This window comes from Allobosea sp. P1_B10 (assembly GCF_056406735.1).
In genome coordinates, this window is sequence record NZ_JBFTZP010000002.1 from 263731 (window position 1) to 286907 (window position 23177).

The following is a 23177-nucleotide window of genomic DNA, read 5'->3' on the forward strand; positions in this document are numbered from 1 at the left end:
GGCGTCAGACTCCGCTCGCCATGGCGCGCTCGACGATTTCCTCGTCGGACTGGGCAGGGGGCTTCTCGTAGCGGGGCGGCTGGCCGCGCAGCACGACATGGATGAACTCGTCGACGAAGGCGATGAACAGGATCACCAGCCCGCCGGAGTAGCCGAGTTGCGGGATCCACATCGGCATCGCCACGACGCCGCCCGCGACATCGTTGAAGGCATGGGATTGCCAGGTCATGACGACGGCGTGCCAGGCGAAAAAGCCGACGAAGCCGACACCCAGCACCAGAGAGAACAGCTCGAAGAACCAGCGCGTGCGCCCCTTGAACCGGTCGATAAGCAGCCCAACCCGGATCATGTCGCCGGATTTGAAGGTGTGGGCGAGGCCGAGAAAGGCCATAGCCGCCATGCACCAGGAGGTGAAATCATCGCCGGCGGGAATGTTGAAGCCAACCTCGCGGCCGATCGACAGGGCCATCATCAGCACGAAGATCAGGACGAGGAAGCAGCCGGCCGCATAGCCGGCCCAGAGGTAGAGGCCATCCAATGCGCGACGGATCATGCGCGCACTCCGCAACGAACGGGCAAAGCAGCGGCAGCGGTCCGGCAAGACCCTGTACGCCAGGCGCGAGCGTTCGGCTCAGGGGCGGGGAAGTCGTTGCGGCATGAAGATTTCGGCCGCAAGCTAGCGTTTGCCAGCAAAGCTTGCATCGTCACATCCTCCCCTTCGGCAGGTCTGGCCCCTCAGCCATGTCCCTGCATATTACCCATCGTAATCGCCGTCGATATCTTGTCAACAAGTCATCGACGAATTATCGATGAAGTATGTTTGAGGCGGCTCCGACGCTCGGGGCAGGGAGGGTTACGCTATGACCGATCGTCGCTGGGACTTCTGGATCGATCGCGGCGGCACCTTCACCGATGTGATCGGTCGCGAACCCACAGGCAAACTTCACGCCAGGAAGCTGCTTTCGGAGAATCCGGGCGCCTATAGCGATGCCGCCGTCCAGGGCATCCGCGATCATCTCGGCCTGAAGGCGGGGGAGCCTATTCCCGAGAACCTCGTCGGCGAGGTCCGCATGGGCACGACGGTCGCCACCAACGCGCTGCTCGAGCGCAAGGGCGACCGCACCCTGCTGGTCACCACCAAGGGCTTTCGAGATGCGCTGCGCATCGGCTACCAGGCGCGGCCTGACATCTTTGCCAAGGAAATCATCAAGCCCGAGCAACTGTACGACGATGTCGTCGAGGTCGCCGAGCGCGTGCTGGCCGATGGCTCGATCGAGCAGGCGCCAGATCCCGCCGCGATCCGGGCCGATCTGCAGGCGCAGTACGATGCCGGCTTCCGCGCTGTCGCGATCGTCTTCATGCACGCCTATCGCTACCCCGCCCATGAGCAGGGCGCGGCAAAAATCGCCCGCGAGATCGGCTTTCCGCAGGTCTCGGTCAGCCATGAGGTTTCGCCCCTGATCAAGCTGGTCGGGCGCGGCGACACCGCCGTTGTCGACGCCTATCTCTCGCCGATCCTGGGCCGCTATGTCGCGCAGGTCTCGGAAGAACTCGACATCGCCCGTACCGGCGCGCGGCTGATGTTCATGATGTCTTCGGGCGGGCTGACCGCTGCCGAGCTCTTCCAGGGCAAGGACGCGATCCTGTCGGGCCCGGCAGGCGGCGTCGTCGGGCTCGCCGAGACCGGGCGCTCGGCCGGCTTCGACAAGGTCATTGGCTTCGACATGGGCGGCACCTCCACCGACGTCGCCCATTTCGACGGCGAGTATGAGCGTGCCTTCGAGACCGAGGTCGCCGGGGTGCGGATGCGCGCCCCGATGATGCTGATCCATACGGTCGCGGCCGGCGGTGGCTCGATCCTGCACTATGACGGCGCGCGCTTCCGCGTCGGCCCGGATTCGGCCGGCGCCAATCCCGGCCCGGCGGCCTATCGCCGTGGCGGGCCGCTGGCCGTGACCGACGCCAACGTCATGGTCGGCAAGCTGATCCCTGACTATTTTCCCCCGATCTTCGGCGAACGCCAGGACCAACCGCTCGATGTCGAGACGGTGCGCGCGAAGTTCGCCGCTTTGGCCGCCGAGGTCGGTGATGGCCGCAGCGCGGAGGAGGTCGCGGACGGCTTCATCCAGATCGCGGTCGCCAACATGGCCGAGGCAATCAAGAAGATCTCGGTCCAGCGCGGCTACGACATCACCCGCTATGCGCTGAACTCGTTTGGCGGCGCGGGCGGTCAGCATGCCTGCCTTGTAGCCGACGCGCTCGGGATCAAGACCGTGCTGCTGCACCCGTTCTCAGGACTGCTCTCGGCCTATGGCATGGGGCTCGCCGAAATCCGCTCGACCCGCACCGCCGCCCATGAAGTGCCGCTCGACGCGCAGGCGCCGGACGCCATCGCAAGCGTGGCCGACAGGCTCAGCCGCGAGACCCGCGCCGAGTTGACCGGGCAGGGCGTGCCCGACGATGTCATCGCGATCCATGTCCGCGCCCATATCCGCTATGCCGGCACCGACACCGCGATTGCGGTCGCGGCCGGCACGCGCGCGCAGATGCAGGAGACTTTCCAGGCCGCCCACAAGGCGCGCTTCGGCTTCATCGACGAGACCAAGGCGCTGGTGATCGAGGCGGTCGAGGTCGAGGCCGTCGGTGGCGGCGCCAAATTCGAGGAAGCCTCGGCGGCCGAACAGGCCGGCGAGCCCGAGGTCGCCGAGCGTACGAAACTGTTCTCGCGCGGGCAGTGGCACGATGCGGCAATCGTGCGGCGCGAGGCGATGGCGCCCGGCCAGAGCGTGGCGGGCCCCGCCATCATCATCGAGCCCAACCAGACGGTCGTGGTCGAGCATGGCTGGAGCGCAAAGCTCACCGCCAAGGATCACCTCGTTCTGGTGCGCGCCAAGGCGTTGGTGCAGGCCTCCGCAATCGGCACGAAGGCCGATCCGGTGATGCTCGAGATCTTCAACAACCTGTTCATGTCGATCGCCGAGCAGATGGGCGTGACGCTGCAGAACACGGCCTATTCCGTGAACATCAAGGAGCGCTTGGACTTCTCCTGCGCGGTCTTCGACACCACCGCCTCGCTCGTCGCCAATGCCCCGCACATGCCGGTGCATCTGGGCTCGATGGACAAGTCGGTCGAGACGGTCATCAAGAACAACCCGGTGATCAAGCCCGGCGACGTCTACTGCCTCAACGCGCCTTATAATGGCGGCACGCATCTGCCCGACATCACCGTCTGCACGCCTGTTTTCGACGACGCCGACGAGGAGATCCTGTTCTGGGTCGCCAGCCGCGGCCACCATGCCGATGTCGGCGGCACGGCGCCGGGCTCGATGTCGCCGCTGGCGACGAATATCGAGGAAGAAGGCGTCTACATCGACAACTTCAAGATCGTCGACCGGGGCCGCTTCTGCGAGCAGGAACTGGTCGGGATCCTGACCGGGGCGCGCTATCCCGTCCGCAACGTCGTCCAGAACGTCAACGACCTGAAGGCCCAGATCGCGGCCAATGAGAAGGGCGTGGCGGAGCTGCGCAAGATGATCCGCTCCTTCGGGCTCGATGTCGTGCAGGCCTATATGGGTCATGTCCAGGACAACGCGGCCGAGAGCGTGGCGCGGCTCTTGACCAAGCTGCACGATGCCGAGTTCACCTATCCGATGGACCAGGGCTGCGCGATCAAGGTCAAGATCACCATCGACCGCGAGAAGCGCGAGGCGACGGTCGACTTCACCGGAACCTCGCCGCAGCGCGAGGACAACTTTAACGCGCCGGCCCCGGTGACGCGGGCAGCCGTGCTCTATGTCTTCCGCGTCATGGTCGACGACGCGATCCCGATGAACGCCGGCTGTCTCCGGCCGATCAGGATCATCGTGCCCGAGGGCTCGATGTTGTCGCCGCGCTATCCGGCCGCTGTGGTGGCAGGCAATGTCGAGGTCTCCCAGGCGGTGACTAACACGCTCTTCGGGGCGCTCGAGGCGATGTCGTCCTCGCAGGGCACGATGAACAACCTCACCTTCGGCAATGACGAGTACCAGTATTACGAGACGATCTGCTCGGGCTCGCCGGCGGGGCCGGGCTTCAACGGCACCTCGGGCGTGCATGTCCACATGACGAATTCGCGCCTGACCGATCCCGAGATCCTCGAGACGCGCTTCCCCGTCGTGCTGGAGGATTTCCACATCCGGCCGGGCTCGGGCGGCAAGGGGCAGTGGAGCGCCGGCGACGGCACCAGCCGCACCATCCGTTTCCGCAAGGCGATGGATTGCGCGATCCTGGCCTCGCATCGCCGGGTGCGGCCGTTCGGCGTCAAGGGCGGCGAGCCCGGACAACTCGGTCGGACGCTGGTGCGAAGGCTCTCGGGCGCGGTCGAGGAGCTGAAGCCGAGCGACCAGACCTTCCTCGAGGTCGGCGAGGCCGTGACCGTGATCACGCCGACAGCCGGCGGGTATGGAAAGGCGCGTTGATCGCGCCTATCTCGGCAGGCAACCCTTCGTAGCCCTCATCCCGAGGAGCGACCGCAGGGCGTGTCTCGAAGGATGATCCAGGAGGCTTCGGCATGGTCTGGGGCATCCTTCGCGACGCCGCCTGCGCGGCTCCTCAGGGTGAGGGCTGCGCTGAACCCTTGGAGACACTCATGCCCCAGACCTGGATGATCACCGGTGCCAATCGCGGCATCGGCCTGGCCCTGACGATGGAACTGGTGCGCAGAGGTGACCATGTCGTCGCAGCCGCGCGCAACCCCTGGGGTGGGGCGCTGGCGGAACTCGCGGCGGACCATGGCTCGGCCGTCACGCTCGTCGAACTCGACGTCACCTCAGACGCGAGCGTCGCTGCAGCCAAGGACATGCTTGCGGGCAAGCCGATCGACGTTCTCCTGAACAATGCCGGCGTCTACGGGCCGCGCGACAGGCAGTCGGCGCTCGATGTCGATTTCGACGCCTGGCGCGAGGTTTTCGAAGTCAACGTCTATGCGCCGCTGCGGGTGGCGCAGGCCTTTCTGCCGAATGTCGAGGCAGGCACCGGTCGCAAGATCGCGACCATCACGAGCCGCATGGGCTCGATCGGCAGCAACCCGTCGGGCAATCTGATCTACCGTTCGTCGAAAGCAGCCGTGAACATGGCGATGGTGGTCTTCGGCAATGGCATCAAGGCGCGCGATGTCAGCGTCCTGCTGTTCCATCCCGGCTGGGTCCAGACCGACATGGGCGGCGGTGGCGCCGACATAACCCCTGCCGACAGCGCAGCGGGCCTGATCCGCACCATCGACGCCTCCGGGATGGCTGAGACCAACAGCTTCCGCGACTACACCGGCGAAGCGATCACCTGGTAGCGCCTCCGCGCCGCCATTCCGGGTCGAGGCCCAAGGGCCACCCGGAATGACAGGTCCGGCCTGCGGACTTCGCACTGGACCGATCCTCCCCTGATGTCGCAGTCTGGAAGCAACGTTGCCCCGAGAGTGGCGACGACCCAGGGGGCAACGATGACTGATCTCGCCGGAACGCTCGATCTCGATGACCTGAAGAGCCGGCTTTATTCCGCCGTGCTGTCGGATGTGCTCGACCAGTTGGGCCATCCCAACCAGGCCGTGAAGCCGTTCGTGCGTCCGCTCGACGACACCTCGATCCTGTGCGGTTTTGCCCGCACCGGCCTTTACATGAAGCGCTACCATTTGCCGGAGGGGCATAACCCCTACGCGCTGGAGATGGACCTGATCGACAGCCTCAAGCCCGGCCAGATCGCCGTGCTCGGCTGCGACGGACCCACCGATCGGATCGCGCCCTGGGGCGAACTCCTGACCACGGCGTCGATGGCGCGAGGCGCCGCCGGTTGCCTGACCGACGGCTTGGTGCGCGACGTCCGCCGTATCCGCGAGCTCAAGTTTCCGCTGTTCCATGGCGGTATCGGCCCGCTCGACACCAAGGGCCGCGCCGAGATGATGGCGATGGACGAGCCCATCGAGATCGGTGGTGCGCGCGTCGAGCCCGGCGACTTCATCTTCGGCGACGTCGATGGCGTCGTCATCGTCCCGGCGCGCCTGGCGAAGGAGGCGATCGCGTTGGCGCTCGAGAAGATCGAAGCCGAGGATTCGACCCGCGACGAACTCTTGGCCGGAGCGACTTTGCGTTCCGTTTTCGAGCGGCACGGCGTGCTGTAGCGCGCGGCCAGTCCAGCGCTCCATTCGCTAGGGATATTTTCACAGCTGTCGCGTAGTGCTGGGGGATGCGTTGCTCGTCCCGCCTCATTCTCTGCCTTTGCGGCTTCTCACTGTTGCTGCCGCTCGGCGGCTGTGCGGCCGTCAGCGTCGCCTCGACCGCGACCTCGCTGGTCTGGGGCGCGGCGACCACGACGGTGTCTGTCGCCTCGACCACGGCGTCGGTCGGAATTTCGACAGTCTCGACCGCCGGGTCGCTTGCGGCCAGCGGGACAGGCGCGATAGTGCGTGCCGCAACGCCTTCGCCATCGACACCGCAGGCGACGGAACTGGCCTCCCAGGACTAAAAGGACTGCCCCATGATACGCATCACGCTCGCCGGCTGCACCGGCTGGGTCGGCAAGGCGCTTGTCGCGGCGATCACGGCTGCGCCCGATCTCGAACTGGTCGCGGGCATCTCCCGCAAGGCTGCTGGGCAGGATCTGGGTGAGGCCGCCGGACACCCGGCCAACGGCCTGCCGGTATTCTCGACCATGGCCGAAGCGTTGGTCGTGCCGTCCGATGTCGTGATCGACTACACCAAGCCTGATAGCGTGAAGGCCAACGTCCTGACTGCCATTGCAGGAGGCCGCCATGTCGTGGTCGGCGCGTCCGGCATGACGGCTGCCGACTACGCGGAGATCGCAGATGCCGCGACAGCGGCCGGTGTCGGCGTGCTGGCGGCAGGCAATTTCTCGATCACCGCGACGCTGCTGCGCAAGTTCGCGCGCGAGGCGGTGAAGTACGTGCCCGATGTCGAGATCATCGACTACGCCTCGCCCTCCAAGCCCGACACACCGTCGGGCACCGGGCAGGAACTCGCCGAGACGCTTGCCGCCGAGCGCATGGCCGCGACCTCAAAACCCGTCGCCGAGCTCGGCGGCGTCCGCGAGACGCGCGGCGGTTCGATCGGAACACCCAACCCGGTGCAGGTGCATTCGGTGCGCATGCCTGGCTACGTCCTGTCCTGCGAGGCGGTATTCGGCCTGGCAGACGAGCGCCTGGTCATCCGCCACGATGCCGGCACGTCGGCTGCGCCTTATGTCGGGGGCACCTTGCTCGCCGCGCGGCGCGTGTCCGAGACGGCGGGGCTCCGGCGCGGCCTCGACAGCCTGATGAGCTGAGGCGGGCCTCAGAGGCGCCTGCGCGACAGTGCGCCTCTTGCCATTGGCCCGCGACTCGGCCCCATGCTGCGCCATGCAATCCGCTTCGAGCCCCCCCGCATGAACTGGTCCCCGCAACAGGACGCCGCCCTGTCGGAGGTCGCACGCTGGCTGCAGTCCGGTGAGCCGCAGGTTTTTCGCATGTTCGGCTATGCCGGCACGGGCAAGACCACGCTTGCGCGCCATATCGCCGAGGCGGTCGATGGCGATGTCGTCTTCGCCGCGTTCACCGGCAAGGCGGCGCTGGTGCTGCGCAACAAGGGTTGCGAGGGCGCGCAGACCATCCATTCGCTGATCTATCGCTCGCGCGGGGTCGAGGAAGAGAGCCCGACCTTCGTCATCAACCGCGAGAGCAACGCCACCAAGGCCAAGCTGATCATCATCGACGAGTGCTCGATGGTCGACGAGGATCTCGGCCGCGATCTGCTCTCCTTCGGCACGCCGGTGCTGGTGCTGGGCGATCCGGCCCAGTTGCCGCCGGTCAAGGGCGGTGGCTACTTCACCGAGGCCGAGCCCGATGTGATGCTGACCGAGGTCCACCGCCAGGCGGCCGACAACCCGATCGTGCGGATGTCGATGATCATCCGCGAAGGCGGGCAGCTGGAGGTCGGCGACTACGGGCCAAGCCGTGTGATCCGGCGCTCGGACGTCAATCCGGAGCTGGTGATGGGCTGCGACCAGGTTCTGGTCGGCATGAACAAGACGCGGCGCAACTACAATGCCCGCATCCGCCAGCTGATGGGCCGCACCGAGACAGTCCCGGTCGCGGGCGAGAAGCTCGTCTGCCTGCGCAACGACAAGAGCAAGGGGCTGCTCAATGGCGGCTCCTGGATCGTGCAGGAGCTGAAGACCTCGAAGAAGGGGCTCGTCACCATGCGCGTGACGCCCGAGGACGATACCTCAGCCAAGCCGGTCAAGGTCTCGGTGCTGCCGAACTTCTTTGACGGCACCGAGGACGAGATCGCCTGGGAATTGCGCCGGCACACCGACGAATTCACTTTCGGCTACGCCCTGACGGTGCACAAGGCGCAGGGCTCGCAATGGGACGACATCGTCCTGTTCGACGAAAGCTTCGCCTTTCGCGAGCACCGGGCGCGCTGGCTCTATACCGGGCTGACCCGCGCCGCAGAGACGATCACCGTCGTGGTGTGACGCCGTCATTCCGGGGCGGGGCGAAAGCCCCGAGCCCGGAACCCATGAACTCGACGATCGGCCATAGGTCTCGGTGCGCGACAGCTCGCCCTCGCGCATTATCGTCATTGCGAGCGTCAGCGAAGCAATCCAGGGGCGGCAGCGCACTACGCCCTCCTGGATTGCTTCGTCGCTATGCTCCTCGCAATGACGGTGGTGCCGTCAGCGCGAGTTGAAGCCGAGCAGCGCGGCTAGGCCGGTGAGATCAGGCAGGGTTGGTACTGAAGCGGGGAAGGGCGAGGCTTGTCCCGGCGCGACGATGGCGACGAAGGGCATGCCGAGTTCGCAGGCCGCATCGTATTCCGTGGTGGAATCGCCGACAGCGACCGCCATCTCCGGGGCATGGCCGGCGGCGTTGCATAGCGCGGCGAAGGCGGCCTTCTTTGGCGTGGGCGCGCCGATGACCTCGCCGAAATAGCCGCTCAACCCGCGCGCCGCGACGATGGTCCGCAACTCGTCGTGTGGCGTGCCGGAAATCAGGTGCAGAGGTACCTGCGCTGCGGCATCCTCGAGAAAGCCGAGCGCGCCCTCGATGAAGGCGCAGGCCATGACGTTCTCGAACACGACCGATCTGTAGCGATCCGCGAGAAGCTCGATCGATTCGGTCGTCGGCTCCCGGCCAAACAACGTCTGTTCGAAATGACGGAATTTTTCGCGACGGCCGATGCCGCCATGGGCGTGCTGGTAGGCCTCGATCGCCGCCCGCTGCTCGGGGCTGGCCTCGGGATAGCTATACTGGAAGCCGCGGCCCTTGATGGCGACGGAATCGACGATGACACCGTCGAAGTCGAGCAAGATGCTCCGGGGCGAAGTCGGTACGATCATGGGCTGCGCAATCCTGTTCGGCTCCTCTCTAAGGGAGCACGCCCGCTGTCGCCAAGGTGATTTCGGGGAGCCCGGGGACCGCGCTTGCGAACCGCATCGCTCGGACGGGCCTGCGTCGGATGGTCAGGCCGATGCTCTTACAGCGCCTGCGAGGTTGTGCCCTTGGCCACGATCGGGCCGGTCGGACGGCCCGTGGGCGAGCCGGTGGCGTTCTCGATCGTGATCTCGAAGAGCTGGTCCTTGCCCAACGGCAAGCGGTCCAGCCGGAGCGACGTCGTGCGGGCGCGGTCGATCAGGCCGACCGATCTGGGTCCCAAGGCGCGGTCCCAGAGCGTCCAGATTTCGAGCGCCTTGCCCTCGGGTACCGCAATGTTCTGCAGCGGCACCATTTCGACGCGGCCGTCGGCGAAGGTGTTGACGACGGCCGCTGCGACACTCGCATCGGTCAAGAGCACCGCGACCATCACGGGCTGGCGCCGGGCGCGATCGAGCGCGCCGTTGAGGCCGATGGCAAGCAGCAGCGCCGCAAGCGCCCCGGCAAGCGCCGCGCCGCGCCAGACCAACAGGCTGTTCCACCAGTCGCCCAGGCTGCTTCCGGCCTTGAGCGCCCTGTCGCGACCACGCTCCGCGGCGGGGAGGATGTTGGCGATGCCCGCCTCGATCCGTTGCCACAGCACGGGCGAGGGCGGGATCGGCTTCGCGGTAGCGTCGATCGCGGCGAAACGGGCGCGCCAGCGTTCGACCGAGGCCGCCAGTGCACTGTCGCGCTCCAGCTGGAGCTCGAACGCCGCGAGGTCCGCGCCTTCGAGCAGGCCCAGCGCATATTCGCCGGCGCGGGCGTCGCGCTCGTCCTCTGGCTGCATGATGCCGGGGGGAGAGTTCATCCGAGGCACTCCCTGAGCGAGAGCAGCGAGCGCCTGATCCAGGATTTTACGGTGCCGATCGGCAGGCTCAAGCGGCCCGCGATCTCGCCATGGGTGAGGCCCTGGACGAAGGCCAGCAGCACGATTCCGCGCCGCTGCGGAGGCAGGGTCTCCAGGCAGCCTCGCAAGGCCTTTGCGTCCGACAGCTTCGACATCACGGTTTCCGGATCGTCCTCTTCGCTCGCCGCTTCCTCTGCGACGGGCGTATCGCTGGTCTCGGTGCGCTTCTCGTCCCGCAGGATCGAGAGCGACCGGTTGCGCAGGATCGCGTAGATCCAGGTCAGGCCGCCGCCGCGCTGCGGATCGAACCGCGCGGCATGGCGCCAGACCAGCACGAACGCATCCTGCACGGCCTCCTCGGCCAAGGCGCGACGCTTCAGCAGACGCTGGGCAACACCGAGCATACGCGGCGACTCCGCATCGTAGATGCGCTTCAGCGCCAATTTATCTCCGGCGGCACAGGCAAGCAGCGCGGCCTCGATCATTGCGGCCTTGTCTGGTTGCATCGCGTCGACCGCCATCCTTGTCTCCTTGCCCGCAAGAGGTGCGCCGTACCGATCCCGGCCAGAGACTACACGTCGCTTCACCTGCTGGATGCAGCGATTTTCTTTATTTTTCAGCGCGCATCCGCAGCGCGCCGCCCGGCTTACCCGGTTGGAGTGCCGAGTTCCCCAAGGGGCCACGGCGCCGCGACGACACCAACCGGAGGATGACGACATGACCAAGACAACGCGCCTCGCGCTGATCGCCTCGACAATGCTGGGCGCCTCGCTCGCCCTGCCGCTGGCGGCCCAGGCCGGAATGCTGGCGGCGCTGACCGGCGACGACACGCTGACCATGATCGACACCGCGACCCAGAAGGCGGGCAAGTCGATGAAGGTCACAGGGATCAGCGGCAAGATCGCCGGCATCGATGTCCGGCCGGCGGACGGCATGCTCTACGCGCTGACCGTGGACGGCACGATCTACACCGTCGACAAGGACGGCAAGGCGACGATGAAGTCGAAGATGGACACGGTGCTGTCTGCGAGCGCCATGGCCACGGTCGATTTCAACCCGGTGGCCGACCGGATGCGCGTGATCGGTTCGGACGGGACGAACCTGCGGGTCAATGTCGACGACGGCAAGACCACGGTCGATGGAAAGCTGAAATTCGCCGAGACCGATATGCACAAGGGCGAGGGCCCGATGATCGTGGCTGGCGCCTATGTGAACGCCATGAAAGGCGCCAAGGAGACGGTACTCTACGATATCGACGCCAAGATCGGCGGATTGATCAAGCAGGCACCGCCCAATGACGGCGTGCTCGGCGCGGTGGGCAAGCTTGGCGTGATGCCCAAGGCGATCGCCTTCGACATCGAGACCGCCGCGGATGGCTCGAATACGGGTTGGCTGCTGGCGGACGGGGCCCTGCACAAGGTCGACCTCGCCACCGGCAAGGCCTCGATGGTCGGGAAGGTCACCGGGCTCAGTGCGCCGGTGCGTGATGTCGCGTCGCTGCCGGCGATGTAAGGCTCGCGTGACCTGAACGACCATCCGAGAGGGCCGTCGCTTCGCCGGGAAGCGGCGGCCTTTCACATTTCAGGCTGATCTCAGGCCCATTCGCGCTGGGCGAGCTTGGCCTCATAGGCGTCGATCCGCGGCTTCTTCTCCATGGTCAGGCCGATATCGTCGAGGCCGTTGAGCAGGCAGTGCTTGCGGAACGGGTCCAGTTCGAACTTGAGCGTGCCACCGTCGGGGCCCTTGATCTCCTGGTTCGCGAGATCGACCGTGAGCGTAGCGTTCGAGCCGCGATCGGCATCGTCGAACAGCTTCTCGAGGTCCTCGGGCGAGACGACGATCGGCAGGATGCCGTTCTTGAAGCAGTTATTGTAGAAAATGTCGGCGAACGAGGTCGAGATCACGCAGCGGATGCCGAAGTCGAGCAGCGCCCAGGGGGCGTGCTCGCGCGAGGAGCCGCAGCCGAAATTGTCGCCGGCGATCAGGATCTCGGACTTGCGATAGGCCGGCTGGTTCAGCACGAAATCGGGGTTCTCCGAGCCGTCCTCCTTGTAGCGCATCTCGGAAAACAGCGCGGTGCCGAGGCCGGTGCGCTTGATCGTCTTCAGGTACTGCTTAGGGATGATCATGTCGGTGTCGACATTGATCACCTTCATCGGGGCCGGCGTCGAGGTCAGGGTGGTGAAGGGCTGCATGGCGGGAACTCCGATGGTCTTTGTGGCAGTGAACTGGTGAGATCTAGAGCTGCGAAGTCAGCAGCTTGAAGCTGGCGAAGCTGAAGAAGGCGGCGAGACAGGCCTCGGCCTTGCGGCGGACGCGGCGATATCCGGAGATCATCGAGGCGGTCGAGAACAGGACAGCCCAGAACTGGTTGATGCCCAGCGAGATCGCCATGCAGCCGAGGATGATGGCGTAGAGCACGACGGGCGGCGTGTCGGGACGCAGGCCGAGCGCGATGATCGCCGTCCAGCTCAGGATCGCCTTGGGGTTGGTCAGGTGCATCAGGTAGCCGCGCAGGAAATTGCGGTGGCCCGAGACCGAGGGGCGGGCCGCGGGCATCTCGACCCGCATGGCCGAACGCGCCGAACGCCAGGCCAGGAACAGTAGATAGACGCCGCCGACGATCTTGATCGCGTAGAGAGCGCCGGGATGGGCGACGACAATGCCGGTGACGCCGATGGCGGCCAATATGCCCCAGGTCAGGGAGCCTGCGGTGACGCCGAGCGCCAGCGTCGCGCCAGCACTGCGGCCGCGCTCCATCGAGGTCGCCATGATCGCGAGATTGCTCGGGCCCGGGCTGGCGACGACGAGGAAGAACGCCGCATAGACCAGTGCGAGGTCAGGCAGGTGTCTCATCAGGTCGGCCAGCATCACTCGCGCTCCGCTGCGGCTTCGATGGCTTCCATGTCCTCGTCGGAGAAGCCGAAATGGTGGCCGATCTCGTGGACGAGGACGTGGCTGACGATGCCGCCCAGCGTCTCGTCATGCTCGGCCCAGTAATCCAGGATCGGGCGGCGGTAGAGATGGATCGTATTGGGCATCTGGCCGGTCTGCGGGGCGTAGCCCTGCTGCGGCAGTCCGATGCCGGAGAACAGGCCAAGGATGTCGAAGGGGCTTTCGGCCTCGAGTTCCTTGCAGACGTCGTCGTCGGGGAACTCGGTGACGTTGAAGATCACGTCGCTGCAGAGTGCGCGGAACTCCTCCGGCAACCGGTCGAACGCCTCCTGCGCCATCACTTCGAATTCGGCGATGGAGGGCGCCTTGGCGTCTTCCCAGGTGATCGCAGAGCCGCTCTCGGCCTGCGCGCTGGCGCTTGCCGATGCGGAGGCGGTCGCTGAAATCGTCGGTACGCTGCCCATCACCAGATCTTCAATTGATGGCCGAGCCACCAGGCCAGCACGATGCACAGGACCAGAGAGAGGGAACGCCCGATGCGGCGTCCCCAGAGTTCGATCCGGTCGCCCTCGGGCGCGTCGCCGCCGGAAAAATGTTCGGCGGCACGCCCCATCGAGGAGCCCAGAAAGCTCTCGTCGTCGCGCTTGACGCGCGCCAGCGCGTCCTTGGCTTCAGCTGCCCGTGCGGCTTCGCGGGGATCGCTCGACATGTCGCTCTCTCCCCGCTGTCGCGGCTCAGGCGCCCAAGGTCCGGACGTCGACGAAGTGGCCGGCCAGCGCTGCTGCTGCGGCCATCTGCGGCGAGACCAGATGCGTGCGGCCGCGATAGCCCTGGCGGCCCTCGAAGTTGCGGTTCGAGGTCGAGGCGGCGCGCTGTCCGGGCTTGAGCTGGTCGGGGTTCATGCCCAGGCACATCGAGCAGCCGGGCTCGCGCCATTCGAAGCCGGCGGCGAGGAAGATCTTGTCGAGCCCCTCGGCCTCGGCCTGCTGCTTCACCAGGCCGGAGCCGGGCACGATCATGGCGTAGTCGAGATTGCCATGGATCTTCTTGCCTTCGACGATCTTGGCGACGGCGCGCAGATCCTCGATGCGGCCATTGGTGCAGGAGCCGATCCAGATCACGTCGAGCGGGATGTCGATCATCTTCGTGCCGGCGGTCAGGCCCATGTAATCGAGCGCGCGCTGCTTGGAACTGCGCTTGGTCTCGTCCGCGATCAGCGCGGGGTCGGGCACTACGCCGGCGACCGAGATCACGTCCTCCGGGCTGGTGCCCCAGGAGACGATCGGCGGCAGGTTGTTGGCGTCGAGGCGCACGATGCGGTCGTAATGCGCGCCTTCATCGGTGCGCAGTGTGTCCCAGTAGCGCAGGGCCGCTTCCCAGGCCGCGCCCTTGGGCGCGCGCGGGCGGTCCTTCAGATAGGCATAGGCCTTCTCGTCGGGGGCGACCATGCCCGCGCGGGCGCCGCCTTCGATCGACATGTTGCAGACGGTCATGCGGCCTTCCATCGAGAGCGCGCGGATCGCCTCTCCGGCATATTCGATGACCGAGCCGGTGCCGCCGGCCGTGCCGGTCTCGCCGATGACCGCGAGCGTGATGTCCTTGGCAGTGACGCCCGAGGCCAGCGTGCCGTCCACCTGGACGAGCATGTTCTTGGCCTTCTTCTGGATCAGCGTCTGGGTGGCGAGCACGTGCTCGACCTCGGAGGTGCCGATGCCATGCGCCAGCGCGCCGAAGGCGCCATGGGTCGAGGTGTGGCTGTCGCCGCAGACAATCGTCGTGCCGGGCAGGGTGAAGCCCTGCTCGGGGCCGACGATGTGGACGATGCCCTGGCGGATATCGAGCTCATTGAAATACTCGACGCCAAAGTCCTTGGCATTCTTGGCGAGCGCCTCGACCTGGATGCGGCTTTCTTCTTCCGCGATGCCCTTGGAGCGGTCGGTCGTCGGGATGTTGTGGTCGACGACGGCCAGCGTCTTGTGCGGGGCATGGACCTTGCGGCCGGTCATGCGCAGCCCCTCGAAGGCCTGCGGGCTGGTGACCTCATGCACGAGGTGGCGGTCGATATAGAGCAGGCAGGTGCCGTCATCCTGACGGTCGACGATGTGGTCGTCGAAAATCTTGTCGTAGAGCGTGCGCGGAGCGGCTGAAGACGTCATGGCAAAAGGCCTCGAATGACAGGAACGTGGAAAATCAGAAAAATCAGGGCGTCACGCGCGGGAAGCGGGTGAGCGCCGGCAGCTGGCCCGGAGCCAGGCTCAGGCGCTGCGAAGGCCTGCGGCAATCGACGACGAAAAGCGGCCGAAGAAGCGCCATGGCAAGCGAGCGTGGTCATCGAGCGCGACAAAGTCCTGCGTCGTCGGCAGGGCGGGCAGGTGGCCCTCTTCCTGGACGGAACGCAAACCCGGTGACTGGTCGGCTGGTCGAGACATTCCCTACTATTTAGCAGTTCCAATGAGCCCATACAATCATTCCTAGGCCGCTTCGGCCCTGACGAATTTGCATGAGCCGCTGCAGGCGCGCGGAATGCCGGTGCAGTGCGGGCCGCGTCTGGCGCATGATTAAATTCGCTATTTTTTCACCTCCTAGTGTTCACTATGCGTCATCGTCGGGTGGATAGACATGACATTGCCGGAAAATATTATTGATAGGTCTAGTCGCGATTCCGTTCTTTCTCAGAAACTAGTCCGCTTGAGCTATATCTTGTTGCGTATAGAGCCGTCGGCTGCCTCTCTAGAGCAGGACGTGCGTACATCCCAGGCTGCGGCTGTCATGTCGGTGCTGCCGCCACTTCTCGTCGCGAGCATGTTGTCAGCGGCGGTGGTGGGTGTGTCACTGGTGTTTCTCGGCTGGCTCATCTTTCCGCTGCTGTGGGTCGGCATCGTGTGCACCATCAGCAGCCTTGCGCTTTACCAGCTCAAGGCGTTGCGCAAGCGGCTCACGACCAAGGCTCCGTCGCAGCGGCTGATCGGCCGGATGATACGCGATTCCATGTTCATGGCACTGCCCTGGGCGGTGATGCCGATCATCGTCAACCCGGTGGTCGCGCCGGAGCTGCAGAACCTGATCAGCATCTCGATCACCGCGCAGGTCTGCGCCGGCCTGTTTGCCATGGCGAGCGTGCCCGCCGCTGCGATCCTGTTCTCCGGTACTGTGATCCTCGGCCGCATCGTGCACATCGTCATGCTGCCGAGCTCGATGGCATTCTCCGAGCTGGTCTTCATGATGATCTATGCCGCCGTGCTGCTCGCCACGCTGCGCTGCAGTTTCCTGATGTTCCTCTCGGGGATCCGGTCGCGACGCGACGTCGTGGAACTCGGTCGGCAGGCCGAGGAGAGGGCGCTGGAGCAGGCGGCGCGGCGCGGCGATGCCGAGGCGCATGTCGGGTTATTTCAGGGGCGCATGCACGGGATCATCGGGCCGTTCGGCCAGGCCGTACAGACACTGCAATCGACCTCGATGCAGCTCCTCGAGATCGCGGCTGCATCCGAGACCGCGACTGGCGAGGTTCTGCAGCGGCTCGAGACGATCAAGCTCGAGGTGGGCGAGAACGACCTGCATTCGCGGGCCCTGCAAAGCGCGATCGAGATGATCCGGGAAGAGGCCGGGAATACCAACGCGCTGGTGCAGGCCAGTTCCGCCGAGATCGAGTTGTCGCAGGCGACCAATGCGGAACTGATGCGCGCCGTCGTTTCGATCGGGCGCGTCTCCGACATGATCCGGGCCATCGCCTCGCAGACCAATCTCCTGGCGCTGAACGCAACGATCGAGGCCGCTCGCGCGGGCACTGCCGGCCGCGGTTTTGCCGTCGTCGCCAGCGAGGTGAAGCAGCTGGCGACACGGACCGAGGCCGCGACCCGCGAGATCGCCGCTGAGATCGCGCAGGTACGCGAGGCCTCCGAACGCTCGGCTGCGACCAGCGGCAGGATCAAGGGCTCGGCCGAGGCCATTGTCGGCGCGACCGAGGGCATTCTGCGCGCCGTCGACGAGCAGACGCTGGTGGTCGCCAACATCCGGTCTGCCCTCTCGATGACCGTGGACAGCTTCGGTGCAGTCTCGCACATGGTCAACGCGTTCGCGGTCCAGGCTGGCAAGACGATCGGCAAGGGGCGCAATGTCGCCAAGGCTGCGGATGCATTCCAGGCCTCGGCACGCGAACTGGAGGATACGGCTGCAACCTTCTCGACCCTGATCGTCGGGGATCGCGCGCAGGCTTGAGCGCGCTCCCCTCGGGCAATTCACGCACAAAAAAACGCGGCCCCGAAGGACCGCGTTTGAAACTTCAGCCGATGTAAGCCGGGGCTTACTTGGCGGCGGGCTTGGCGCCCTTGGCCGGACGGGCCTCGACGCGCTCGGCGATACGGGCCGACTTGCCGCGACGGTCACGCAGGTAATACAGCTTGGCGCGACGCACCTTGCCCTTGCGGATCACTTTGATCGAATCGATGTTCGGCGAATACAGCGGGAAAACGCGCTCGACGCCTTCGCCATACGAGATCTTGCGAACCGTGAAGGCCTGGTTCAGGCCGCCGCCGTTACGGGCGATGCAGACGCCTTCGTAAGCCTGGACACGGCTGCGCTCGCCTTCCTTGACCTTGACGTTGACCTGGACGGTGTCGCCGGGCTGGAAGTGCGGGATCTCGCGACCTTCGCTGAGCTTGGCGATCTGCTCTTTGTCGAGCTGTTCGATGATGTTCATGGGTATCTCCATTCGCCGTTGTCGCGTGTGTGCACGCGGGCGTTCGGCACGCTGTTTTCAGTTGAGTGACGGGGCCATACAGGAGGCCGGGGGCTTTGTCGAGCCGGCTTGCGTCCGCCAAATCGATTTGGCCTGAGGGCTGGCGCCGTGCATACCGTCGCAGCAGACCTACCGTAAACGCTACAGGGTTTGGAAGCCATGTCCGATACAGCTGTCAAAGTCGCCCTCGTGACCGGAGCCGCGCGCGGCATCGGGCTGGCAACCGTGAAGCGGTTCCTGGCGGATAGCTGGCAGGTCGCGCTGCTCGACATCGATGCCGTCGGGCTGTCGCAGGCCATGGCGGAGCTCGATGCACCCCGCGCCACGCTGTCGATCACCTGCGATGTCTCCGATCCCGCCGCCGTCGAGTCTGCGTTCGAGGCGGTTGCGCAGCGTTTCGGGCGGCTCGACGCGCTGGTCAACAACGCCGGGACGGCGGTGTTCAAGCCGCTGCTCGAGACCAGCTTCGACGAATGGAACCGCGTGCTGGCGGTGAACCTCACCGGACCCTTCCTGACGACGCAGTTCGCGGCTCCGATGATGGCCGACGCCGGCGGCGGCGCCATCGTCAACATCACCTCGATCTCGGGCCTGCGTGCCTCGACGCTGCGCGTTGCCTACGGGACCTCGAAGGCAGCGCTCGCGCACCTCACCAAGCAGCAGGCGGCGGAACTGGCGGGCCTGGGCATCAGGGTCAATGCCGTCGCGCCCGGCCCGGTCGAGACCGCCATGGCCAAGGCGGTGCATTCGCCGGAGATCCGGGCCGACTACCGCGATGCCATCCCGCTGGCGCGCTACGGGCTGGAGGAGGAGTTGGCGGAGGCCATCTTCTTCCTGTGCGGTGACAAGGCGAGCTACATCACGGGCCAGACCCTGGCCGTCGATGGCGGCTTCGATGCCGCCGGCATCGGCCTGGCGACGCTTCGCGGCGAGCGGCGCAACCGGTAGGGCGGGGCGTCCGCGCGCTGCAGAGCGTGTGGTCGGAGAGGGATCGGCGCACTTCGAGCATTCCGCCGAGCGTGCCGATCTATTGAGCGGCAACTTCATCCGTGTGACCTCGCCGCCGGCGCGGAGCGCAATGGATTTTTGTCTTGCGCCCCACAACCAACGGCGCGAACCTGCCCTGACGTATTCCTCTCCGACGGCCGCCCGACCTTGTCGGGCCGGAGCGACCGCCGCCCGACCGGCGTGGGCGCTCCAGTCCCGAGCCGGCCTTCCGCCGCAAGGAGATTCCGGAGGTCTCGATCTCCGTTCCTTCGCGGTCAACCCCGAAGGAGGACGTGATGGCTTCCACGACAGCTCGTAGCGCAGGGTCCGCGACCGGCGTCAGAGGCGAGGGGCCGCGATGCATCGCGATCGTCGGCCCCTTCCAGAGCGGCAAGACGACGCTGCTCGAAAGCATTCTGGAGCGCTGCGACGGGCTATCTCGTGCCGGCTCCGTTAAAACCGGAAACAGTGTCGGCGATGCCGCGCCAGAGGCGCGCGCGCACCAGATGAGCACCGAACTCAACGTCGCATCGGCTGATTTTCTGGGCCAGCGCTTCCAGTTCATCGATTGTCCAGGCTCGGTAGAGTTCCTGCACGAGATGCGCCATGTTCTGCCCGCGGTCGATGCCGCCGTGGTGGTCTGCGAGGCGGATGATCGCAAAGCGCCCGCGCTCGAACTCGTGCTGCGCGAACTCGAGGAAGCCGACATCCCGCGCTTCCTGTTCCTGAACAAGATCGACACAGCCTCGCGCCGTGTGCGCGAAACCCTCGCCATTCTACAGCGCTCCTCGCGCACGCCGCTGCTGCTGCGCCAGATCCCGATCTGGCAGAACGGCATCGCCATCGGGTTCATCGACCTCGCGCTCGAACGCGCCTTCATCTATCGCGAGCACGCCGCCAGCGAGGTCGTGCCGCTCGCCGCCGACGAGAGCGTACGCGAGAAGGAAGCGCGCTTCTCCATGCTGGAGACGCTCGCCGACTACGACGACGCACTTATGGAGGACCTGCTCGGCGACATGGAGCCGCCGCGCGACCGGATCTTCGATGATCTCGCGCGGGAGTTGCAGCATCGCCACGTCGTGCCGGTCCTGATCGGCGCGGCCGAGCGAGGCCATGGCGTGACGCGGCTGCTGAAGGCCCTGCGGCACGAGGCGCCGTCGCTGGCGGAAACACGCGGGCGTATCGGCGTGGTAGCCGAGGGCGTGCCGCTCGCGCAGGTGATGAAGACCTGGCATTCCAGCCATGGTGGCAAGCTCTCCTTTGCCCGCGTGCTGCGCGGAGAACTGGCGGAAGGCGACACGGTGACCTCGTCGGGCGGGGCGGAGACGCGGATCGCCGGGGTGCTCGCCCTGAAGGGGGCCGAACAGACCCGCCAGCCTTCCGCGCGCGAGGGCGAGGTCGTCGCCTTTGCGCGGCTCGAAGGCGTGCTTACCGGCGATGCTCTGGCCCTTGGCAAACAGAGGGCGGGCGTTGTGAATTCGATCTCACCCCCCGAGGCTGTGCATGCGCTGGCGATCGCGGTCCGGGATCGCAAGGACGATGTGCGGCTCAATGCGGCGCTCGGCCGGCTGGTCGAGGAGGATACGGCGCTCTCGATGGCGCATCTGGCGGAACTCGGCGAACTCAGGCTTTCGGGCCAGGGCGAGATGCATCTGCGTGTCGCCCTGGAGCGACTGTCTGGCCGTTATGGCGTCGCGGTCGAGTGCCGGCCCCCGCAGGTCGGGTATCGCGAGACGATCAGGGGCAAGGCCGGCGCGCGCGGCCGGCACCGCAAGCAGAGCGGCGGGCATGGCCAGTATGGTGACGTCGTGCTGGAGGTCGCGCCGCTACCGCGCGGCGACGGCATCCGCTTCGTGGACCGGATCGTCGGCGGGGCGGTGCCGCGCCAGTACATCACCTCGGTAGAGGCCGGCATCCGCGACTTCTGCCAGAACGGCCCGCTTGGCTTCCCGCTCGTCGATATCGAGGTGACGCTGACGGACGGCTCCTACCACAGCGTCGATTCCTCCGACATGGCGTTCCGGCAGGCGGCGCGGATTGCCATGGCCGAGGCCGTGCCACAGGCAAAACCGGTTCTGCTGGAACCGATCCTGGCCGTCGAGATCGTCGTGCCGTCTGACGCCATGGCGCGCGCCTCTGCGATCATCTCGGGGCGACGCGGGCAGATCCTCGGCTATGACACGCGCCCCGGCTGGCGTGGCTGGGACCAACTCAACGCGCTGATGCCGGAGGCGGAGATGGCGGGGCTGATCGTGGAGCTGCGCTCGGTGACGGCTGGCGTCGGCAGCTTCAGCGCGCGATTCGACCATCTCGCGGAACTCGCCGGAAAGCCCGCGGATTCGATCGTCTCAGCCCATGCCCAACTCGTGGCGGCGGCCCAGGGGCGCTGAAGGGAGTGTTGCGGCGAAGGTTCTTATATAAACCTTTTTAGGCGAATTGTCGGGCGGGCGCTTGCGTCCGCCCGCGTGGTTTCGCAGTGTATGGTCATGAAAATGCGTTGCCGCTCCCGTTTACGCGGGCGAAGGCCGGCGCAAGGGGAGGGACGATCATGACCGCGATGAACGCCGCGACGGCGAAGCCGGATCCGCGCCCCTGGCTGAAGCACTATCCCGCTGCCGTGCCGCCGGCGCTCGATCCCGACCAGGTCGGCACGCTTGCGGACCTGATCCGCGAAGTTTGCGTCAAGTATGCAGACCGCGACGCCTTCGAGAGTTTCGGCAAGTCGATCAGCTTTGCCGAGACGGGCAAGGCGGCGCAGGCCTTCGCCGGCTGGCTCCAGGCGCAGGGGCTGAAGAAGGGCGATCGCGTCGCCCTGATGATGCCCAATATCCTGGCCTATCCGGTGGCGATCTTCGGCGCGCTGCTCGGCGGCTACACCGTGGTCAACGTCAACCCACTCTATACGGCGCGGGAGTTGACGCATCAGGTCAATGATTCCGGCGCACGCATTCTCGTCGTCATCGAGAACTTCGCGCATGTCGTAGAGGACGCGAAGCCCAACCTGAAGGTCGAGACCATCGTCATCACGACGCCCGGCGACCTGATGGGGTTCAAGGGTACGATCGTCAATTTCGTCGCGCGCAAGGTCAAGAAGGTCGTCAAGCCCTTCAACCTTCCCGGCTCGATCACGATGAAGGCGATCCTGGCGAAGCCGAGGGTGATGACGCCGGTCCAGGTGCTGCCCGAGGATATCGCCTTCCTGCAATATACCGGGGGGACGACGGGCGTCGCAAAGGGCGCGATGCTGACGCATCGCAATGTCGCGTCGAATGTCGAGCAATGCGTGCTCTGGCTCGGCTGGGCACTGGAGCCGCCGCTCGGCCGCACCGACTACCAGCACGTCATGGTCACGGCGCTGCCGCTCTATCATATCTTCGCGCTGACCTGCTGCTGCATCTTCATGCTGCGCATCGGCGCCAAGGGCCTGCTGATCGCCAATCCGCGTGATATCCCGGGTTTCGTCAAGACGCTGAAATCGAGCCGGATCACGCTCTTCTCTGGCGTGAACACGCTCTACAACGCGCTCGCCAGCCATCCCGAGATGAAGGATGTCGACTTCTCCGAACTGCGCTTTGCAGTGGCGGGAGGCATGGCCACCCAGGGCGCGGTCGCCAAGCGCTGGAAAGATGTCACCGGCCGGCCGATCGTCGAGGGCTACGGCCTGTCGGAGACCTCGCCGGTGGCCTCGATCAACCGGCCCGACATCACCGAGTTCTCGGGAACGATCGGGTTCCCGCTGCCTTCCACCGACTTCGCCATTCGCGATGCCGAGGGCCATGATATGCCACTTGGCGAGCCCGGCGAACTCTGCATCCGCGGACCTCAGGTCATGCCGGGCTACTGGAATCGTCCTGACGAGACCGCGAAGGTGATGACTGCCGACGGCTTTTTCCGCTCGGGAGATGTCGCCGTGCAGCTGCCGGACGGCCAGTTCAAGATCGTCGACCGGATGAAGGACATGATCCTGGTCTCCGGCTTCAACGTCTATCCCAACGAGGTCGAGGACGTACTCGCGCAGAACCCCGGCGTGCTTGAGGCCGCCGTCATCGGGCTGCCGGACGAGCATTCCGGCGAGGCCGTGACTGCCTTCGTCGTGAAACGCGACCAGGCGATCACCGAGGCGGATCTGCGCACCTACTGCAAGACCAGCCTCACGGGCTACAAGGTCCCCAAGCAGATCATCTTCCGCGAGAGCCTGCCAAAGACCAATGTCGGCAAGGTGTTGCGCCGTGCCTTGCGCGAAGAGATCGCCGCCCAGCGCTCATAGGGAACGA

At 65.9% G+C, this 23177-nt stretch carries 21 protein-coding genes; 11 read left to right on the forward strand and 10 right to left on the reverse strand.

The genetic code is table 11. The annotated features are described in order from the left end of the window. Window positions 1–4: 4 nt before the first annotated feature. A complete protein-coding gene (locus AC1D2L_RS05945) occupies window positions 5–553 on the reverse strand; it encodes a TRAP transporter small permease (RefSeq protein WP_476844912.1) in 549 nt (182 codons plus the stop codon). A gap of 307 nt (window positions 554–860) precedes the next feature. On the opposite strand from AC1D2L_RS05945, the gene AC1D2L_RS05950 reads away from it, so the two are divergent. From AC1D2L_RS05950 to AC1D2L_RS05975, 6 genes are all read left to right on the forward strand, one after another. Further along, window positions 861–4457, forward strand: a complete 3597-nt coding sequence (locus AC1D2L_RS05950; RefSeq protein ID WP_476844913.1) for a hydantoinase B/oxoprolinase family protein — start codon at window positions 861–863, stop codon at window positions 4455–4457. A 170-nt stretch (window positions 4458–4627) separates the two neighbouring features. After that, on the forward strand, window positions 4628–5323 hold the full coding sequence (locus AC1D2L_RS05955; protein WP_476844914.1) for an SDR family oxidoreductase: 696 nt from the start codon (window positions 4628–4630) through the stop codon (window positions 5321–5323). Between the two features lie 150 nt (window positions 5324–5473). Further along, complete coding sequence (locus AC1D2L_RS05960) at window positions 5474–6148, forward strand: RraA family protein (RefSeq protein WP_476844915.1); 675 nt, start codon at window positions 5474–5476, stop codon at window positions 6146–6148. 65 nt (window positions 6149–6213) lie between these two features. Next, a complete protein-coding gene (locus AC1D2L_RS05965; protein ID WP_476844916.1) occupies window positions 6214–6492 on the forward strand; it encodes a hypothetical protein in 279 nt (92 codons plus the stop codon). A gap of 12 nt (window positions 6493–6504) precedes the next feature. Next, a complete protein-coding gene (gene dapB / locus AC1D2L_RS05970) occupies window positions 6505–7308 on the forward strand; it encodes a 4-hydroxy-tetrahydrodipicolinate reductase (RefSeq protein WP_476844917.1) in 804 nt (267 codons plus the stop codon). Window positions 7309–7407: 99 nt separating this feature from the next. Continuing rightward, window positions 7408–8499: an ATP-dependent DNA helicase gene (locus AC1D2L_RS05975; RefSeq protein ID WP_476844918.1), complete on the forward strand. Its 1092-nt coding sequence runs from the start codon at window positions 7408–7410 to the stop codon at window positions 8497–8499. Window positions 8500–8700: 201 nt separating this feature from the next. Here AC1D2L_RS05975 and AC1D2L_RS05980 read toward each other — a convergent pair whose 3' ends face one another. The 3 genes from AC1D2L_RS05980 to AC1D2L_RS05990 form a co-directional block, all read right to left on the reverse strand. After that, window positions 8701–9363, reverse strand: coding sequence for an HAD family hydrolase (locus tag AC1D2L_RS05980; RefSeq protein WP_476844919.1), 663 nt, complete (start codon window positions 9361–9363; stop codon window positions 8701–8703). A gap of 137 nt (window positions 9364–9500) precedes the next feature. Next, the gene (locus AC1D2L_RS05985; protein ID WP_476844920.1) at window positions 9501–10247 is read right to left on the reverse strand and encodes an anti-sigma factor; all 747 of its coding nucleotides are present in this window, start codon (window positions 10245–10247) and stop codon (window positions 9501–9503) included. Beyond that, window positions 10244–10807, reverse strand: a complete 564-nt coding sequence (locus tag AC1D2L_RS05990) for a sigma-70 family RNA polymerase sigma factor (protein ID WP_476844921.1) — start codon at window positions 10805–10807, stop codon at window positions 10244–10246. Before AC1D2L_RS05990 ends, AC1D2L_RS05985 begins: the two co-directional genes overlap by 4 nt. 196 nt (window positions 10808–11003) lie before the next feature. Between AC1D2L_RS05990 and AC1D2L_RS05995 the strand changes: the two genes are divergently transcribed. Next, window positions 11004–11798: a DUF4394 domain-containing protein gene (locus AC1D2L_RS05995; RefSeq protein WP_476844922.1), complete on the forward strand. Its 795-nt coding sequence runs from the start codon at window positions 11004–11006 to the stop codon at window positions 11796–11798. Between the two features lie 80 nt (window positions 11799–11878). Here AC1D2L_RS05995 and leuD read toward each other — a convergent pair whose 3' ends face one another. The 5 genes from leuD to leuC all read right to left on the reverse strand — a co-directional run bounded on the left by leuD (window position 11879) and on the right by leuC (window position 15337). Then, the gene (leuD, locus tag AC1D2L_RS06000) at window positions 11879–12481 is read right to left on the reverse strand and encodes a 3-isopropylmalate dehydratase small subunit (RefSeq protein ID WP_476844923.1); all 603 of its coding nucleotides are present in this window, start codon (window positions 12479–12481) and stop codon (window positions 11879–11881) included. Between the two features lie 43 nt (window positions 12482–12524). Further along, window positions 12525–13142, reverse strand: a complete 618-nt coding sequence (locus AC1D2L_RS06005; RefSeq protein WP_476844924.1) for a LysE family translocator — start codon at window positions 13140–13142, stop codon at window positions 12525–12527. 14 nt (window positions 13143–13156) lie between these two features. Beyond that, on the reverse strand, window positions 13157–13519 hold the full coding sequence (locus AC1D2L_RS06010) for a metallopeptidase family protein (protein WP_476845221.1): 363 nt from the start codon (window positions 13517–13519) through the stop codon (window positions 13157–13159). A 125-nt stretch (window positions 13520–13644) separates the two neighbouring features. Then, entirely contained in the window at window positions 13645–13890 is a 246-nt protein-coding gene (locus AC1D2L_RS06015) for a hypothetical protein (RefSeq protein ID WP_476844925.1), read from the reverse strand. Between the two features lie 25 nt (window positions 13891–13915). Beyond that, complete coding sequence (gene leuC / locus AC1D2L_RS06020; RefSeq protein ID WP_476844926.1) at window positions 13916–15337, reverse strand: 3-isopropylmalate dehydratase large subunit; 1422 nt, start codon at window positions 15335–15337, stop codon at window positions 13916–13918. A 586-nt stretch (window positions 15338–15923) separates the two neighbouring features. Between leuC and AC1D2L_RS06025 the strand changes: the two genes are divergently transcribed. Continuing rightward, on the forward strand, window positions 15924–17396 hold the full coding sequence (locus tag AC1D2L_RS06025) for a methyl-accepting chemotaxis protein (protein ID WP_476844927.1): 1473 nt from the start codon (window positions 15924–15926) through the stop codon (window positions 17394–17396). A gap of 85 nt (window positions 17397–17481) precedes the next feature. Here AC1D2L_RS06025 and rplS read toward each other — a convergent pair whose 3' ends face one another. Beyond that, entirely contained in the window at window positions 17482–17877 is a 396-nt protein-coding gene (rplS, locus tag AC1D2L_RS06030) for a 50S ribosomal protein L19 (RefSeq protein WP_476844928.1), read from the reverse strand. A 198-nt stretch (window positions 17878–18075) separates the two neighbouring features. On the opposite strand from rplS, the gene AC1D2L_RS06035 reads away from it, so the two are divergent. The 3 genes from AC1D2L_RS06035 to AC1D2L_RS06045 all read left to right on the forward strand — a co-directional run bounded on the left by AC1D2L_RS06035 (window position 18076) and on the right by AC1D2L_RS06045 (window position 23170). Next, the gene (locus AC1D2L_RS06035) at window positions 18076–18864 is read left to right on the forward strand and encodes an SDR family NAD(P)-dependent oxidoreductase (protein WP_476844929.1); all 789 of its coding nucleotides are present in this window, start codon (window positions 18076–18078) and stop codon (window positions 18862–18864) included. A gap of 335 nt (window positions 18865–19199) precedes the next feature. Continuing rightward, window positions 19200–21293 (forward strand): elongation factor G, encoded by a 2094-nt coding sequence (locus AC1D2L_RS06040; protein ID WP_476844930.1) that lies wholly within the window; start codon window positions 19200–19202, stop codon window positions 21291–21293. Between the two features lie 167 nt (window positions 21294–21460). After that, window positions 21461–23170, forward strand: a complete 1710-nt coding sequence (locus AC1D2L_RS06045; RefSeq protein WP_476845222.1) for an AMP-binding protein — start codon at window positions 21461–21463, stop codon at window positions 23168–23170. The last annotated feature ends 7 nt before the right edge of the window (window positions 23171–23177 follow it).

Bases quoted from the DNA above. Each gene is read 5' to 3' on its own strand.
- AC1D2L_RS05945 (WP_476844912.1), bottom strand. From the start codon at position 553: ATGATCCGTCGCGCATTGGATGGCCTCTACCTCTGGGCCGGCTATGCG.
- AC1D2L_RS05950 (WP_476844913.1), top strand. From the start codon at position 861: ATGACCGATCGTCGCTGGGACTTCTGGATCGATCGCGGCGGCACCTTC.
- AC1D2L_RS05955 (WP_476844914.1), top strand. From the start codon at position 4,628: ATGCCCCAGACCTGGATGATCACCGGTGCCAATCGCGGCATCGGCCTG.
- AC1D2L_RS05960 (WP_476844915.1), top strand. From the start codon at position 5,474: ATGACTGATCTCGCCGGAACGCTCGATCTCGATGACCTGAAGAGCCGG.
- AC1D2L_RS05965 (WP_476844916.1), top strand. From the start codon at position 6,214: ATGCGTTGCTCGTCCCGCCTCATTCTCTGCCTTTGCGGCTTCTCACTG.
- dapB (WP_476844917.1), top strand. From the start codon at position 6,505: ATGATACGCATCACGCTCGCCGGCTGCACCGGCTGGGTCGGCAAGGCG.
- AC1D2L_RS05975 (WP_476844918.1), top strand. From the start codon at position 7,408: ATGAACTGGTCCCCGCAACAGGACGCCGCCCTGTCGGAGGTCGCACGC.
- AC1D2L_RS05980 (WP_476844919.1), bottom strand. From the start codon at position 9,363: ATGATCGTACCGACTTCGCCCCGGAGCATCTTGCTCGACTTCGACGGT.
- AC1D2L_RS05985 (WP_476844920.1), bottom strand. From the start codon at position 10,247: ATGAACTCTCCCCCCGGCATCATGCAGCCAGAGGACGAGCGCGACGCC.
- AC1D2L_RS05990 (WP_476844921.1), bottom strand. From the start codon at position 10,807: ATGGCGGTCGACGCGATGCAACCAGACAAGGCCGCAATGATCGAGGCC.
- AC1D2L_RS05995 (WP_476844922.1), top strand. From the start codon at position 11,004: ATGACCAAGACAACGCGCCTCGCGCTGATCGCCTCGACAATGCTGGGC.
- leuD (WP_476844923.1), bottom strand. From the start codon at position 12,481: ATGCAGCCCTTCACCACCCTGACCTCGACGCCGGCCCCGATGAAGGTG.
- AC1D2L_RS06005 (WP_476844924.1), bottom strand. From the start codon at position 13,142: ATGAGACACCTGCCTGACCTCGCACTGGTCTATGCGGCGTTCTTCCTC.
- AC1D2L_RS06010 (WP_476845221.1), bottom strand. From the start codon at position 13,519: ATGGCGCAGGAGGCGTTCGACCGGTTGCCGGAGGAGTTCCGCGCACTC.
- AC1D2L_RS06015 (WP_476844925.1), bottom strand. From the start codon at position 13,890: ATGTCGAGCGATCCCCGCGAAGCCGCACGGGCAGCTGAAGCCAAGGAC.
- leuC (WP_476844926.1), bottom strand. From the start codon at position 15,337: ATGACGTCTTCAGCCGCTCCGCGCACGCTCTACGACAAGATTTTCGAC.
- rplS (WP_476844928.1), bottom strand. From the start codon at position 17,877: ATGAACATCATCGAACAGCTCGACAAAGAGCAGATCGCCAAGCTCAGC.
- AC1D2L_RS06035 (WP_476844929.1), top strand. From the start codon at position 18,076: ATGTCCGATACAGCTGTCAAAGTCGCCCTCGTGACCGGAGCCGCGCGC.
- AC1D2L_RS06040 (WP_476844930.1), top strand. From the start codon at position 19,200: ATGGCTTCCACGACAGCTCGTAGCGCAGGGTCCGCGACCGGCGTCAGA.
- AC1D2L_RS06045 (WP_476845222.1), top strand. From the start codon at position 21,461: ATGAACGCCGCGACGGCGAAGCCGGATCCGCGCCCCTGGCTGAAGCAC.